General features: G+C 60.3%; 12 protein-coding genes and 1 other annotated feature. Of the genes, 5 read left to right on the top strand and 7 right to left on the bottom strand.

Features of this window, described 5'->3' with window-relative positions:
• Positions 1-33: 33 nt before the first annotated feature.
• Complete coding sequence (locus tag Q0Z71_RS05870) at positions 34-855, bottom strand: polysaccharide deacetylase family protein (protein ID WP_298019548.1); 822 nt, start codon at positions 853-855, stop codon at positions 34-36.
• 317 nt (positions 856-1,172) lie between these two features.
• Positions 1,173-2,060 (bottom strand): 4Fe-4S cluster-binding domain-containing protein, encoded by an 888-nt coding sequence (locus Q0Z71_RS05875; protein ID WP_298019550.1) that lies wholly within the window; start codon positions 2,058-2,060, stop codon positions 1,173-1,175.
• 238 nt (positions 2,061-2,298) lie between these two features.
• Here Q0Z71_RS05875 and Q0Z71_RS05880 point away from each other — a divergent pair, with 238 nt between their 5' ends.
• The 3 genes from Q0Z71_RS05880 (at position 2,299) to Q0Z71_RS05890 (ending at position 5,963) form a co-directional block, all read left to right on the top strand.
• On the top strand, positions 2,299-4,119 hold the full coding sequence (locus Q0Z71_RS05880) for an FtsW/RodA/SpoVE family cell cycle protein (protein WP_298019552.1): 1,821 nt from the start codon (positions 2,299-2,301) through the stop codon (positions 4,117-4,119).
• On the top strand, positions 4,106-5,473 hold the full coding sequence (locus Q0Z71_RS05885; protein WP_298019554.1) for a penicillin-binding transpeptidase domain-containing protein: 1,368 nt from the start codon (positions 4,106-4,108) through the stop codon (positions 5,471-5,473). Before Q0Z71_RS05880 ends, Q0Z71_RS05885 begins: the two co-directional genes overlap by 14 nt.
• Positions 5,474-5,660: 187 nt before the next feature.
• Positions 5,661-5,963 carry a hypothetical protein gene (locus tag Q0Z71_RS05890; RefSeq protein ID WP_298019556.1) on the top strand — a complete coding sequence of 101 codons (303 nt, stop codon included), beginning with the start codon at positions 5,661-5,663 and terminating at the stop codon, positions 5,961-5,963.
• Positions 5,964-5,995: 32 nt separating this feature from the next.
• On the opposite strand, the gene Q0Z71_RS05895 is transcribed toward Q0Z71_RS05890, so the two are convergent.
• From Q0Z71_RS05895 to Q0Z71_RS05910, 4 genes are all read right to left on the bottom strand, one after another.
• Positions 5,996-7,387, bottom strand: a complete 1,392-nt coding sequence (locus Q0Z71_RS05895) for an MATE family efflux transporter (RefSeq protein WP_298019558.1) — start codon at positions 7,385-7,387, stop codon at positions 5,996-5,998.
• 165 nt (positions 7,388-7,552) lie between these two features.
• Positions 7,553-8,383, bottom strand: a complete 831-nt coding sequence (locus Q0Z71_RS05900) for a MetQ/NlpA family ABC transporter substrate-binding protein (protein ID WP_298019560.1) — start codon at positions 8,381-8,383, stop codon at positions 7,553-7,555.
• A gap of 102 nt (positions 8,384-8,485) precedes the next feature.
• Positions 8,486-9,226 carry a methionine ABC transporter permease gene (locus Q0Z71_RS05905; protein ID WP_298019562.1) on the bottom strand — a complete coding sequence of 247 codons (741 nt, stop codon included), beginning with the start codon at positions 9,224-9,226 and terminating at the stop codon, positions 8,486-8,488.
• On the bottom strand, positions 9,219-10,259 hold the full coding sequence (locus tag Q0Z71_RS05910; protein ID WP_298019727.1) for a methionine ABC transporter ATP-binding protein: 1,041 nt from the start codon (positions 10,257-10,259) through the stop codon (positions 9,219-9,221). The genes Q0Z71_RS05905 and Q0Z71_RS05910 overlap by 8 nt, the downstream gene beginning before the upstream one ends.
• A gap of 71 nt (positions 10,260-10,330) precedes the next feature.
• Positions 10,331-10,574: a binding site (T-box leader), on the bottom strand.
• A gap of 255 nt (positions 10,575-10,829) precedes the next feature.
• Between Q0Z71_RS05910 and Q0Z71_RS05915 the strand changes: the two genes are divergently transcribed.
• Positions 10,830-11,648 carry a DUF368 domain-containing protein gene (locus Q0Z71_RS05915; RefSeq protein ID WP_298019564.1) on the top strand — a complete coding sequence of 273 codons (819 nt, stop codon included), beginning with the start codon at positions 10,830-10,832 and terminating at the stop codon, positions 11,646-11,648.
• A 37-nt stretch (positions 11,649-11,685) separates the two neighbouring features.
• Here Q0Z71_RS05915 and Q0Z71_RS05920 read toward each other — a convergent pair whose 3' ends face one another.
• On the bottom strand, positions 11,686-12,981 hold the full coding sequence (locus Q0Z71_RS05920; protein ID WP_363316686.1) for a methionine gamma-lyase family protein: 1,296 nt from the start codon (positions 12,979-12,981) through the stop codon (positions 11,686-11,688).
• 224 nt (positions 12,982-13,205) lie between these two features.
• Between Q0Z71_RS05920 and Q0Z71_RS05925 the strand changes: the two genes are divergently transcribed.
• Complete coding sequence (locus tag Q0Z71_RS05925; protein ID WP_298019568.1) at positions 13,206-13,997, top strand: hypothetical protein; 792 nt, start codon at positions 13,206-13,208, stop codon at positions 13,995-13,997.
• Positions 13,998-14,014: the final 17 nt, after the last annotated feature.

The following is a 14,014-nucleotide window of genomic DNA, read 5'->3' on the forward strand; positions in this document are numbered from 1 at the left end:
GCCGGTCCCATGGGGACCGGCCTTGCTGCGTCCTTACGCGGCGGTTTCTTCCGTTGGCTTTGCCAGCGGCGGGACCTGGAAGCGGAAATAGTCGAAGTTGTACAGGCGGTTCCCATCCACCGTATCCTGAAAGCGGAGCGTGATCAGCTCGCTGACGGTCACCAGCTGATAGCCCTGCTCCTCCAGCCAGGGGACCAGGAACCGTGCGGCCTCCACAGTGCTTTCATAGGTACTGTGGAGCAGGATCACCTGCCCGTCCAGATCTTCAAAGCGCTGGATGTGGGCGATCACCTTCTCCGCGTTCCGGCATTTCCAGTCCTCCGGATCGATGGACCAGGTGACGATGACACGGCCGCAGGCGGTTTTCAGCGCCTTGTTGGTGGAGCCGTAGGGCGGGCGCAGCAGCGTGGGAGCGGCGCCCAGCACATCGATAAAGGCCGCGTCCGCCGCCGCCAGATCCGCCTGCAGAGCTTCCAGCTTCATCTTGCCCAGATTGGCGTGGCGGTAGGAGTGGCTGCCGATCTCGCAGCCCATCTCCGCCGCCCGGCGGACGGCATCCGGATCGTTGGAGAGGTTTTTCGCCACCTCGAAAAACGTGGCCACGGCGTTATGCTCCTCCAGGATATCCAGGAGCTGGTCTGTGTACTGGGCGTGGGGACCGTCATCAAAGGTCAGAGCCACCATGGGGCGGCTGGGATCGACCGTACGAACGGGGGCAGGCGCTTCCTCCACCGGCGGCTCCGGTGTGTCGGCAGGAGGGGACTGGACAGAGTACGATACCGTTTGTATGGCGCCGCCTGTGCTGCAAGCGGTGGCAAGGGAGAGGACAAGGAGGAGGGAGAGGAAGGATTTCATAGCGGATGCCCTGCTTTCTGGTATATTTTCTGATATGCTTATTTTGACGGAAAGCGGGGAAAAAGTCAGTATCAGTTTGATTGCAAATAGAAACAAAATGGTAACAGCCATGACGGACGATGCATGGAGCCCTTCAGCCGGTCAGGACGGCCATGGCTCCGGGGAGGATGGCCCCGGATGACCAGAGGCCTCCGCCGCTTGCGGCTCCGCCCCAGTAGGACGCCTTCCGCATGGCGCCCGCGCTTTTGATGCCCTCATGATAAAAAACTTCTCACTGCAGAAAAAACCGGCGGAGGCATCCGCCGGTTTTTAGATATTTATGCAATGCGCTCCAGCCATTTCAAATCATAGGGCTCAAAAATGACCTTTTCATAGGCGTCCACATCCAGAAGAACGCCAGTCCAGTCGGAATGGATGTCACCGTTCTGCTTGATCAGGATATCATACAGGATGTCATAGGTCACGCCGTCGGCGGGGTCCGTTTCCTCAATGGTGGAGTAGGGCAGGGTCTTGTGGTAGGTCAGCTCCATGCCCTTGTAGTCAAAGTGGAAGCCGCAGCGCATCCGGCAGCCGTCGAGGCCCGTGTAGCGGGCGATCTTTTTCAGGTCCTGCAGGATCTTGTCGCCCTTTTCCTCATAGAGGTTTTCCGAGGTGGTAGCGGTGTAGTCAAAGCGGAACTGGATGGAGGCGCCGGGGATCTTATGGAACCGCTCCATAAAGGGGACCAGGCTCTCGGCGGGATAATCCTTGTACAGCACGCAGTTCACCCGGAAGGGCACCGGCAGGCGGGCCAGCAGACCGTCGTTGGACTCCACCACGTATTTCTGCATGTGGCGGGACACGTTGATGCAGGTGATCTTGTGCTTATTCTTCTCCACAAACGCCAGAATGTCCGCCTCGGACTGGTGCTCGGACACGGGAAGGGTGGTGTTGATATAGACCTTGTGGGTGGTGGGGATCTTGTCCAGCATCATCTGGAGGGATTCCAGATTGGCAAAGGGTTCGCCGCCGGTAAATACAAAATCACAGTAGGGAGTGATGGCGTCCATCCGCTCGATGCTCTTGCAGATCTTCTCCGCGGAGAAGCCCGTCAGGTCCGCGTACTCGCCTTTGTTGATGCAGAAGGGGCAGTGGTTTTTGCAGTCATAGGGAACAAAGATCGTCACTGTGGCGCCGCCCTCACGCGTCTTGTAGGGATGTTTCATATCGTTGATCGGCCTTTCGTAAAGTGGATAGGGACATACGTTGAAGCGGCCGAAAATGCCGCCTGGTAAATTTCATGTACAGTAGAACATTTTAATGGATTTTTAACAGAAGGTCAAGAGAAAATGAAAAATTTGAAAAGAATTGTGCCAGGGTAATTTTTGAAAACATGGGACCTCTGTACAGAAGAACGGAAAAGTGATATACTAAAACCCATATTTAAAAAAGGAGGCGGACGATATGGAACAGCTGACAGCTCCCATCCGGAAACTTCTGGATCAGGCGGCGGCCCTGCTGGCGGAGCACCCGATGGCAGGCGAGTGGTACACGGCCTTTGTCCGCTTTCTCTTCCCGGTGCTGGCGGTGCTGATCCTATTCCGGGCGGTGCGTTCGCTTTTGAAGATCCCCCACACGCCGGAGATCTGGGGCCAGCTGAGCCTGCCCAACGGCGCGCCGATCCTGCTGACGCACTGGGAGAACATCATCGGCCGGGGAAGGACCGCCGACGTCTGTTTGAGCTATCCCAGCATCTCCCGGCAGCACGCAGCGCTGTGCCGGGGAGAGGATGAAAACTGGATCGTCTACGACCTGGGCTCCAAGGGCGGGACTCTGGTGAACGGGGAGAAGGTGGAGTATTCCGCCCCGGTGAAGCTGGGGGACACCATCACCCTGGGAGGCGTTCCCCTGGTGTTCCTGCCGCAGACGGTGACGGAGCGGGAGGAACTGGAGGAAAAGCGCCGGGCGGAACGGCCCGCCGCCATCTGGCCGTCCTTTCTGTGGCTGACGGTGTTCCAGGTCCTGACCTGTCTGCAGCTGATCGTGGCGGCGGGGGAGGAGGTGTCCCCGTCCATCCCCCTGGCGTTTCTGGGCTTGACGGTTTTGATGTGGCTGTATGTGGTCATCCTGCGGTGCACCCGGTGCGTGGGCTTTGAGATGGAGACCATCGCCTTTTTCCTCTCCACACTGTGCCTGGCGGTGACGGCCTCCAGCGCGCCGGCCAGCCTTTTCAAGCAGTTCCTGGCGGTCCTGCTGGGCCTAGTCCTGTTTCTGGTGCTGGGCCTGTTCCTGCGGGACCTGGGCCGGGTGCAGAAGAACCGCTGGCTCATGGCCGCCATGGCCATCGGACTGCTGGGCATCACGCTGGTGATCGGCCAATCCAAATACGGAGCCGTCAACTGGATCGCCATTGGTCCTTTGTCCTTCCAGCCGTCGGAGATCGCCAAGATCTGCTATATCTTTGCCGGCTCCGCCACGCTGGAGCGCCTGTTCCACCGGCGGAACCTGACGCTGTTCATCCTGCTGACCGGCGTTTGTATCGGGTGTCTGGGCCTTATGAGCGACTTCGGAACGGCGGCGATCTTTTTTGTCACCTTCCTGGTCATCGCCTATCTGCGCTCCGGTGATTTTGCCACCCTGTCCCTGATCTGCGGCGCGGCGGTGTTCGGCGCGGGCATCATCGTAAAATTCAAACCCTACATTTTGAGCCGTTTTGCCTCCTGGGGCCACGCCTGGGAGAGCGCCTCCACCACCGGCTACCAGCAGACCCGCACCATGTCGGCGGCGGCCTCCGGCGGCCTGCTGGGCATGGGAGCCGGAAACGGCTGGCTCCATCGGGTCCCGGCGGCGGACACCGATCTGGTGTTCGGCATGCTGTGCGAGGAGTGGGGGCTGCTGATCGCGGTATTGGCGGTGGCCGCCATCATCACCCTGGCCTTTTTCACGGTTCGGACCTGCCGGGTGGGGCGGTCCAGCTTTTACACCATCGCCGCCTGCGCGGCGGGGTCTCTGCTGGTGTTCCAGACCTGCCTGAACGTGTTTGGCTCCGTGGACCTGCTGCCTCTCACAGGCGTGACCTTCCCCTTTGTTTCCAACGGCGGCTCGGCCATGATGTCCGCCTGGGGCCTGCTGGCCTTTCTAAAGGCCACGGATACCCGGGAGAACGCCAGCTTTGCCATCCGGCGAAGCTCCCAGCGGAAGCTGACCGAGGCGGCCCGTTGCCGGACAGAGCCGGTGAGGGACCCCTTCGGCTCGGAAAAGGAGGCCAGGGATGAAGAAGATTGAACGCCGGGCCATCGTGTGCAGCATTTTGGCGCTGCTGCTGGCGGCGGGGCTGGGGGTATTTCTGGTGAAGTATCTGACCAGCGGTGGGGACTGGGCGTCCTCCGCCTTCAACCGCCACCTCTATAACAGCGACGGCGTGCTGTCCACCGGCACGGTGCTGGACCGGGACGGCGATGTGCTGTCCACAGCAGAGAACGGAAAACGCACCTATTACGACAGCGAGACGGTCCGGAAGGCCACGCTGCACGCGGTGGGCGACCTCCAGGGCAGCATCGGCACCGGGGCGCTGAACGCCTTTGCCGACAAGCTGACGGGATACAGCCTGCTGAACGGCGCCTTCGGCGCGGACCGGGGCAGCCAGCTGTATCTGACCATCGATGCCCGGTACAACTACGAGGCATACCAGGCCCTGAACGGCCACGCGGGGACGGTGGCGGTGTATAACTATAAGACCGGAGAGGTCCTGTGCATGGTCTCGGCTCCCAGCTATGATCCCCTGCATGTGCCCGCCGACATCGAGAGCAACGACCGCTACAAGGGCGCTTACCTGAACCGCTTCCTCTCCTCCACCTTTACGCCCGGCTCCGTCTATAAGACCGTGACGCTGGCGGCGGCTCTGGAAAATCTCCCGGATTTGGAGGAGCGGACCTGGACCTGTGACGGCTCCATCCAGATCGGGGAGGAAACCATCGTGTGCTCCGGCACCCACGGGGAACAGCACATCGGCGACGCCTTTGCCAACTCCTGCAACGTGGCCTTTGCCCAAATCGCCGTGGAGCTGGGCGCGGATACCCTGAAAAAGTATACGGAGAAAGCGGGACTGACGGACAGCTATGACCTGGACGGCCTGCCCACCGCCAAAGGGACCTTTGACTGGGGATCTGTCTCCGACGGGGCGCTGGGCTGGGCCGGCGTGGGCCAGTACAGGGATCTGGTGAATCCCTGCGCCCTGATGGTGTACATGGGGGCCATTGCCAGCGGCGGCAGGGCAGCGGAGCCGTATTTGATCCAAAAGACCGTCTCCGCACTGGGGCTGCCGTCCCTGCCGCACCTGCCCCGAAAGACCGGGACCCTGGTGTCCGGCGGCACGGCAGAGACCCTGGCGGACCTGATGGCCGCCAATGTGGAAAAGACCTATGGCACTAAACGATTCCCCAACATGGACATCTGCGCCAAATCCGGCACCGCCGAGGTGGGGGAGGGGCAGGCGCCCCACGCCTGGTTCGCGGGCTTTCTGCGGAATGAGGACGCGCCCTACGCCTTTGTGGTGATGGTGGAAAACGGCGGCGGCGGAAATTCTGTGGCCGGCACCGTGGCGGGAAGGGTACTGGATATTATGGTCAATGGATACTAAGCCCGGGAGCGCCGTGCAGCGCGTACATCCGCTGTGACAGGCCGCGGACCGCGGCCTTGCTTTGCATTTCATCGTCAATCGCTGCGCGTTTTTCGCACAGTGGGCATCGCCTGCTTGAAAAATCCATTCAATTTTTCAAATAAATGAACGATATCAAATTGGTATTTTGATTTGAGGAGACCGGAATATGAACGACAAGAAAAAGGGACCGCTGTTCCAGACCACCAGACAGATCAGCATCGGAGCAGGGGTCTCCGGCGTGGGATTTTTGCTGTATTTGGCGCTCTCTGCCATTGGACAGCAGTTGATAGCGGATATTGCAGTCATCGCCTTTGCGGCGGTGGCGGTGTGGACCTTTGCATCCGCCGCGGCCGTCCGGAACCGGGACAAGGAGGCTGTGAGTTACAGCCTGCTGTGGGGCACAGGCGCCCTGGCACTGATGCTGGGCGGCTGCGCGGTGCTGACCATCAAGCTGTGGCTGGGCCTGTGAGTCTGTGAGCATGGAGAAAAACGCTGCGCACCTCAATTGGTGCGCAGCGTTTGATTTGTTTCCAGATGCTGTTTTAAGCGCCGCATGGCCCAGAAATAGCAGATCAGATGGGTCAGAAATGTAACGGTCCAGGAGAGGGGATAGGACCAATAGACCGTCTGGATCGTGTGGAACGCCGGGCTCTGGAAGATCGTGGCGATCCAGACCAGCCGAAAGACGCAGGCCCCCATCAGAGAGACCAGCATGGGCATCACGGAATAGCCCAATCCCCGCAGGGAGCCCACCATCACATCCATCATGCCGCAGATGGCATAGAGGGGAAAGAGGATCCAAACGCGGGACATCCCGGCGCTGATGACCGCGGGGCTCTTGGAGTAGATCTGCAGCAGCTGGGGGCCGAACAGGGTGGCCGCTCCGCCCAGCATGATGCCGAGGACAACGACGCATCCCTGCGCCCGCAGGAGGATGGGGCGGATGCGGTCATAGCGTCCGGCGCCGTAGTTCTGACTGGTAAAGGAGACGTTGGCCTGATAGAAGGCGTTCATGGAGGCGTAGATAAAATTCTCGATGTTGGCCGCGGCGGAGTTTCCGGCCACAATGATCTCTCCAAAGGAGTTGATGGAGGACTGGATGACCACATTGGACAGGGAGAACAGCATGCCCTGGAACCCGGCGGGAAGGCCCACCTGCAGGATCTGCTTCAGCCGGACCTTCCAGATGCGCAGCTCCCGCAGCTCCAGGTGCACCGCGCCCTGCTCCCGCATCATGCACCGGACCACCAGGATGGCGGAGATGCACTGGGAGACCACGGTGGCAATGGCGACGCCCGCCACATCCAGGTGGCAGACGATGACGAAGAACAGGTTCAGGACCACATTCACCACACCGGCGATGGACAGGTAGTACAGGGGCCGCCGGGTGTCGCCCACCGCCCGCAGCAGGGCGGCGCCGAAGTTGTAGAGCATGGTGGCGGGCATGTCTAGGAAGTAGACGCGGAGATAGAGGGTGGCAAGGCCCCGGACATTGGCGGGGGACTGCATCCAGATGAGGATGGTCCGGGCGCCGAAAACGCCCACCGCCGTCAGGAAGAACCCGCTGATGATGCTCAGCAGCATGGCAGTGTGCACCGTCTGGCGGAGCCCCTCTTTTTCATTGGCGCCGTAAAACCGGGCGGCCAGGATATTGGCGCCCACGGACAGGCCGATGAAGAGATTGATCAGCAGATTGATCAGGGAGGTGGTGGAACCCACCGCCGCCAGGGAGTTGTCCCCGGCCCAGCGTCCCACCACGATGATATCCGCCGCATTGAACAGCAGCTGCAAAATGCTGGAGCACATCAGCGGCACCGCAAATTGCAGCATCTTCGGCAGAATCCGGCCGCTGCACATGTCGATCTCATAATTTTTTCCCGGCTTCAGCGCCATATGGATCAGCCCTCCGTTGGACTTGGATCTTGCTCACATCTGTGGGCAGCGCTCCCATTTTAACACGGTCTTTACGGAAATGCTACCGTATCCGACGAAAATTTTGCGGAAAAAAGAGTCCAGGACATGTCCTGGACTCTTGTGCATATCGCAGAGATCGATGTCTTAGAACGCGGGGACCACGGCGCCGTCGTACTTCTCGGTGATGAAGTCGCGGACGGTATCGGAGTGCAGGGCTTCCACCAGGGCTTTGACGGCGGCGTTTTCCTCATTGCCCTCCTTGACCACCAGGATGTTCACATAGGGGGAATCGCTGGATTCGATGGCCAGGGAGTCCGCCACGGGGTTCAGACCGGCCTGCAGGGCAAAGTTGGAGTTGATAACGGCGATATCCACCTCGGTGAGGACGGTGGGGACCATGGCGGCCTCCAGCTCGGTAAAGACCAGGTTCTTGGGGTTCTCCGCGATGTCGTTGGGCGTGGCCTCCAGACCGGCGCCCTCCTTCAGCTTGATGAGGCCCTGGGATTCCAGCAGCAGCAGGGCGCGGGCCTCGTTGGTCACATCGTTGGGAACGGCCACGGAGGCGCCGTCGGCCAGTGCGTCCAGAGAATCGGTCTTACCGGCATAGATCGCCATGGGCTCGATGTGGACGCCGGCCATGCTCACCAGGTGGGTGCCGTTCTCGACATTGAAGTTATCCAGGTAGGGGATATGCTGGAAGTAGTTGGCGTCCTCGTCACCATCCTCCACAGCGGTGTTGGGGATGACATAGTCGCCGTACTCGTGGATCTGCAAATCGATGCCCTGCTCGGCCAGGATGGGCACGCACTGCTCCAGGATCTCGGCGTGGGGGGTGGGGGAGGCGGCCACATTCAGGGTGACGGTTTCGGCGGGTGTTTCATTTTCAGCGGGGGCGGGGTCCTTCTTGCCGCCGCAGGCGGCCAGGGACAGGCACAGGACCAGAGCCAGTGCCAGGGCCAGGTACTTCTTTTTCATGTTTGTTTCCTCCAATAAAACTTTCAGATTTTTGAACCAATGGTTCGGGTATTTCAAAACGCTTGCCGGAATTCCAGAGACAGGCGATGAAAACACAGGGGATTACTTGGTATGGGCGAAGCGGGAGAGCAGGTCCAGGCCCTTGAAGCTCCGGGCGGTGGGGTCCAGGCGCTTGTCGATATGGTTCGACACGTGACTGAAAATGAATTGAATGACCTGCACCAGCACGATGAGGAAGATGATGGTCACCAGCATCATCGAGGGGACCTTGCGCTGGTAGCCGTAGCGGATGGCCAGGTCGCCCAGGCCGCCCGCGCCCACGGCACCGGCGATGGCGGTATAGGCCAGGATGGTGACGATGGAGATGGCGCCGCCCAGGACGAGGGAGGGCTTCGCCTCCGGCAGGTAGACCTTCCAGACGATCTGGAAGGTGGACGCGCCCATGGACTGGGCCGCCTCCACCACACCGGCGTCCACCTCCGCCAGGGAGGTCTCCACCATGCGGGCGATGAAGGGGGCGGCGGACACCACCAGGGGAACGATGGCGCCCCTGACGCCGATCTTGGTGCCCACGATGAGCTTGGTGAAATCCATGATGGCGATCATCAGGATGATGAAGGGAAGGGAGCGGCCCACATTGATGATCCAGCCCAGGATGCGGTTGACGGCCCGGTTGGGACGGATGCCGTGGGCCTGGGTCAGGATCAGCGCCACCCCCAGGGGCAGGCCCAGGATATAGGCGAACACCGTGGAGATGCCCACCATGACGAGGGTGTCCACCGTGCCGTCCCACAGCAGGGGACCGTATTGGCTCCAGAAATCAGCGGTAAAGATCTCAAGCATGGTATTCCACCTCCTCCGCGGTAACGTTGGGCTGTGCCCGGATGTAAGAGAGGGCCTTGGCGGCCTCGTTGGGATCGTCTGGGAGGCCCAGCAGCATCGTGCCGAAGGCCCTGCCGTCGATGTTGCGGGTGTCGGCGCCCAGGATGTTGACCTTCACACCGCAGTCGATGGCGAGGGAGGCGATGAGGGGCTGATAGGCCGTCCCGCCGTTGAAGGCCACGCGGACCGCGCGGGTGCCGGCGGGGTACTGCTCCACGCTGGCGCCGCCGGGATACACCAGGCGGCGGGCCGCGTCGGTGGAGGGATGGGAGAAGATATCCTCCACATTGCCCTGCTCCGCCACCACGCCGCCGTCCAGAATGGCGACCTGGGAGCAGATCTCCTCGATCACGCTCATCTGGTGGGTGATGACCACCACGGTGACGCCCAGCTTCTGGTTCAGGTCCTTCAAAAGGCCCAGGATGGAGGCGGTGGTGGTGGGGTCCAGGGCGGAGGTGGCCTCGTCGCACAGAAGCACCTTGGGGTCCGTGGCCAGGGCGCGGGCGATGGCCACCCGCTGCTTTTGCCCGCCGGACAGCTGGGCGGGATAGGCGTCCGCCTTGTCCCGCAGGCCCACGATGTCCAACAGCTCCAGCGCCCGCTTTTTCGCCTGGGCGGCAGGGGTGCCGCTGAGTTCCATGGGGAAGCAGACGTTTTTCAAACAGGTGCGCTGCATCAGCAGGTTGAAGCTCTGGAAGATCATGGTGACTTCCCGCCGGGCCAGCCGCAGTTCTTTTTCACTGACGAAGGCCGGCGTTTCCCCATCGCCGTCCGGCTCCATCCAGGCCAGGCGGCGGCCGTTGACAGTCACGCTGCCGGAGGTGGGGCGCTCCAGCAGGTTCATGCAGCGGACCAGCGTGGACTTACCCGCGCCGGACAGGCCGATGATGCCGAAGATCTCACCCTGCTTGATATCCAGATTGATATCCTCCAGGGCGTGGACGGCGCTCTCGCCGGTGCCGAAGGTCTTGGTCAGATGCTGAATTTGAATGATCGATTCACTCACAGGATCGTAACTCCTTTTCGGATGATTTTTGACAACAAAAAAGTCCTTGAAGCAAATGCTTCAAGGACGAACGTAACTTTACGCCGTGGTACCACCTTGGTTCGCCGTCTCCTCGCGAAAACGGCCTTTGAGAGTGCCAACACACCCCTGCGCTGTGACGTGCGCACACGTCGTAACCTATGCCTCCGCAGTCGGCCACGCAACTCCGAGACCATGTTCGGCAAGCCCTTCCGTACCTCTTCCCACCAACCGAGGCTCTCTGTGACATATCTGCCTGCGTACTCTTCTCTTCATCGTCTTTGCAATATGCAGTTGTTTGTTATCTGTTTTGCAGTTTACACGTTATCACTTAATATGTCAACCGGTGAAACAACTCAAAAAGTCGGAGATACAGCAGGAGAGATATGGACAGGATGCACAATCCGCTGGAAACCACCGGCATTTTTTACAAATAAAGATACAGTATCGGATTGAAACGGGCGGGCAAAACTGCTATCATAAATAAGATCAAACCGGTGGAGGGAGCAGCAGATGAGGCGGCCGCGGAGCAAAAACTTTATGATGCATTGGCTGCGGGACCTGCTCTGCGGTGCGCTGATCGGCGCAGGGGCGATCCTGCCGGGGGTCTCCGGCGGCGTGCTTGCGGTGGTGTTCGACATCTACCGCCCCTTCATGGAGCTTCTGACCCATCCCCGGACCGCTGTGAAAAAATATTGGAAATGGTTCCCGCCCATTGCGCTGGGCTGGTGCGCCGGGTTTCTGGGCTTTGCCAAGGGGATCGCGGCGGCCATTGACAGCTCCAGCACCGTGACCACCTGGCTGTTCATCGGACTGATCGTCGGGACGGGACCATCCCTCTTTCGGGAGGCCGGGAAGGAGGGGCGCGGCGCTTCGGCCTGGGTGAGCCTTGTGTTGTGCGCGCTGGCCGTGTTTGGGGGACTGTTTTACATCAGCCGGATCGTCTGCGTCTGCGTGGAGCCCAACTTCTGGTGGTATAATTTCTGCGGTGTCCTCTGGGGCATGAGCATCGTGATCCCCGGCATGACGTCCTCCTCCGTGATGATGGCGCTGGGCCTGTACCAGCCCATGCTGGAGGGACTGGCGAATCTGGACCTGCTGGTGCTGTCCGCATGCCTTCCCGGGATGTTCCTGTCGATCATCCTGCTGGCCCGGCTGGTGACCTGGTTCTTCCGGACCCATTACGCTGTGGCGTTCCACGGCATTCTGGGCTTTGTGCTGGCGTCCACGCTGGTCATCATTCCCACGGCGTACAGAAGCGGCGGAGAGGTCCTTCTCTCCATCCTCTGCTGCCTGGGCGGGTTCCTGCTGGCCTTTTTCCTGGACCGCATGGACCGGCGGCTCCAGGATGCCGCCTGAAAAAAGAACTCCCTGCGCCGCGGCACAGGGAGATTTTTTACATGGGGAGCTTCACCAGTCCGGCCTCCACCAGCTTTTGCAGGCTCATGAGGATGCCCAGCTTGGCGTGATACCAGGTCAGGCCACCCTGGAAGTAGACGGCGTAGGGCGGGCGGATGGGACCGTCGGCGGACAGCTCGATGGAGCTGCCCTGAACAAAGGCGCCTGCCGCCATGATAACGTCGGAGTCATATCCGGGCATGGCCCAGGGCTCGGGGGTGACATAGCTGTCCACCGGAGCGGCGGCCTGGATGCCCTTGCAGAAGGCCACCATGGCCTCCCGGCTGCCCAGCGTCACGGCCTGGATGATGTCGTGGCGGTCCTCCGCGGCGTTGGGGACGCAGGCGAAGCCCAGCTTTTCATAGACGTTGGCGGCAAAGATGGCCCCCTTCAAAGCGCCGGAGACCACCGTAGGGGAGAGGAAGAGGCCCTGATAGAAGGCGGGCATCAGTCCCAGGTTGGCGCCCACCTCCTGGCCCAGACCGGGGGCGGAGAGGCGGTAGGCGCAGCGCTCCACGCATTCCCTGGTGCCGCAGATATAGCCGCCGATGGGGGCCAGACCGCCGCCGGGGTTCTTGATAAGGCTGCCAACCACCATGTCGGCGCCCAGGTCCGAGGGCTCTATTGTCTCCACGAATTCGCCGTAGCAGTTGTCCACCATGACCTTTACATCCGGCTTTACGGACTTGCAGAAGGCGGTCAGCTGGCCGATCTGCGCCACGGAGAAGGAGGGCCGGGTGGCATAGCCCTTGGAGCGCTGGATGGTGATGAGCTTGGTCCGGCCATTGATGGCGGCCCGGATGGCGTCATAGTCAAAGGTGCCGTCGGCCTTCAGGTCCGCCTGGGCATAGGTGACGCCGTACTCCTTCAAGGAGCATTTGCTCTCCCGGATGCCGATGACCTCCTCCAGCGTGTCATAGGGAGCGCCCACAGGGGAGAGCAGCTCGTCCCCCGGCAGCAGGTTGGCGGAGAGAGCCACGGTCAGGGCGTGGGTGCCGCAGGTGATCTGAGGGCGGACCAGGGCGGCCTCGGTGTGGAACACGTCGGCGTAGACCCGCTCCAGGTTGTCCCGGCCCTCGTCGTCGTAGCCGTAGCCGGTGGTGGCGGCAAAGTGGGTGGCGTTCACCCGGTTTTTCTGCATGGCGGCGATGACCTTGGCCTGGTTGTACTCCGCCGTCTGGTCGATGGCGTCAAACCGGGGCCGCAGGTCCCGCAGCACCGCTTCGCCGAATCCATACACGGCCCGGCTGATGCCCAGCTGTTCATACATGCTTTCCAGTTCCATAAATTCCATCCTTTTTCTGTATTTCTCACACAAATGCGAATTATAGCAGGCTCTTGGAGAAATAGCAAGCGGTATCTCCCCAAAATCATGTGCAGCAAGTATGGGGAAACCTGTGAAACAGGCAGACGCTGCCGCTGCTCCGCCTGCCTGCAAACGTGTCCGGCATGATTGTCATTTTAGCGCGGGGCAAAAAAAGCCGCATGTCATACCATGCGGCACAGGAGGTCGTTGCGATGAAATTCCATACACTTGTACTTGAAGGGGATCAAAAAGCTGAAAAGAAAAAGGAACACCTGCCCGTGTACACGAAACAAGAGTACCTGCGCCGCAAATGGCGAGAGGACCGGCCGCCCCTGCGCAATAGAAGCTTCTATTTGTGCCGTATGATCGAGGAGGCGCTCAAAGGTGTCACCTTGGATGGAAGCGGAAAAATAACGGTCTGTGCCCACCGGGATGGTCTTGTTCCAGGGAGAGAAAAATACATTTGCGATCAAAAGTTTCATGTCTCGATCTATTATCTGGAACAAGCGGAGATCCGGCAAATTGAAGAGGCGGACAAAGATACGGAGCCGATGGTCGTTTTGGGAATTTTGAGAAACGCCTTGTTGGATATCGCGCGGCGAAATCAGTGTCCCGAAAATACGGTTGAAAAGATCAGGCGGGCGTTTGAAGAGATCGTCAGCAGTCGTTTTGTACGGGAGGAACGCATTGACAAGCTGACCAAACGCTCCCAGAGCACCGGATTGACCGCACATGTTTATCGGGTCCTCTCCGCTGAAGTGGGGGAGGGGTGGTATCTCAAGATTACGGACCGAAAGGGGAACATTTTCTCTCAGGAGATGATCGGCGGTGGTATTCGATATGTAGACCGGCTGAACAGCCGCCTGTATGCAAAGGCGGAGTGGCGCGGAAACACGTTTGTGCTGCTTGAGCGATTTGGCAGGGAGGTTTTCAGCATAAGTGTGCCATATTTAGATGTGAATACACCGGGAGACCGGCAAAAGACCGCAGTGAAGCGGGTATAAAAAACGCGGCACGCATT

Source organism: uncultured Dysosmobacter sp., assembly GCF_947631635.1.
Taxonomy (GTDB): Bacteria; Bacillota; Clostridia; order Oscillospirales; family Oscillospiraceae; genus Oscillibacter.

Excerpts from the sequence above, each read along its gene's own strand:
- Q0Z71_RS05870 (WP_298019548.1), bottom strand. The coding sequence starts at position 855 with ATGAAATCCTTCCTCTCCCTCCTCCTTGTCCTCTCCCTTGCCACCGCT.
- Q0Z71_RS05875 (WP_298019550.1), bottom strand. The coding sequence starts at position 2,060 with ATGAAACATCCCTACAAGACGCGTGAGGGCGGCGCCACAGTGACGATC.
- Q0Z71_RS05880 (WP_298019552.1), top strand. The coding sequence starts at position 2,299 with ATGGAACAGCTGACAGCTCCCATCCGGAAACTTCTGGATCAGGCGGCG.
- Q0Z71_RS05885 (WP_298019554.1), top strand. The coding sequence starts at position 4,106 with ATGAAGAAGATTGAACGCCGGGCCATCGTGTGCAGCATTTTGGCGCTG.
- Q0Z71_RS05890 (WP_298019556.1), top strand. The coding sequence starts at position 5,661 with ATGAACGACAAGAAAAAGGGACCGCTGTTCCAGACCACCAGACAGATC.
- Q0Z71_RS05895 (WP_298019558.1), bottom strand. The coding sequence starts at position 7,387 with ATGGCGCTGAAGCCGGGAAAAAATTATGAGATCGACATGTGCAGCGGC.
- Q0Z71_RS05900 (WP_298019560.1), bottom strand. The coding sequence starts at position 8,383 with ATGAAAAAGAAGTACCTGGCCCTGGCACTGGCTCTGGTCCTGTGCCTG.
- Q0Z71_RS05905 (WP_298019562.1), bottom strand. The coding sequence starts at position 9,226 with ATGCTTGAGATCTTTACCGCTGATTTCTGGAGCCAATACGGTCCCCTG.
- Q0Z71_RS05915 (WP_298019564.1), top strand. The coding sequence starts at position 10,830 with ATGATGCATTGGCTGCGGGACCTGCTCTGCGGTGCGCTGATCGGCGCA.
- Q0Z71_RS05920 (WP_363316686.1), bottom strand. The coding sequence starts at position 12,981 with ATGGAATTTATGGAACTGGAAAGCATGTATGAACAGCTGGGCATCAGC.
- Q0Z71_RS05925 (WP_298019568.1), top strand. The coding sequence starts at position 13,206 with ATGAAATTCCATACACTTGTACTTGAAGGGGATCAAAAAGCTGAAAAG.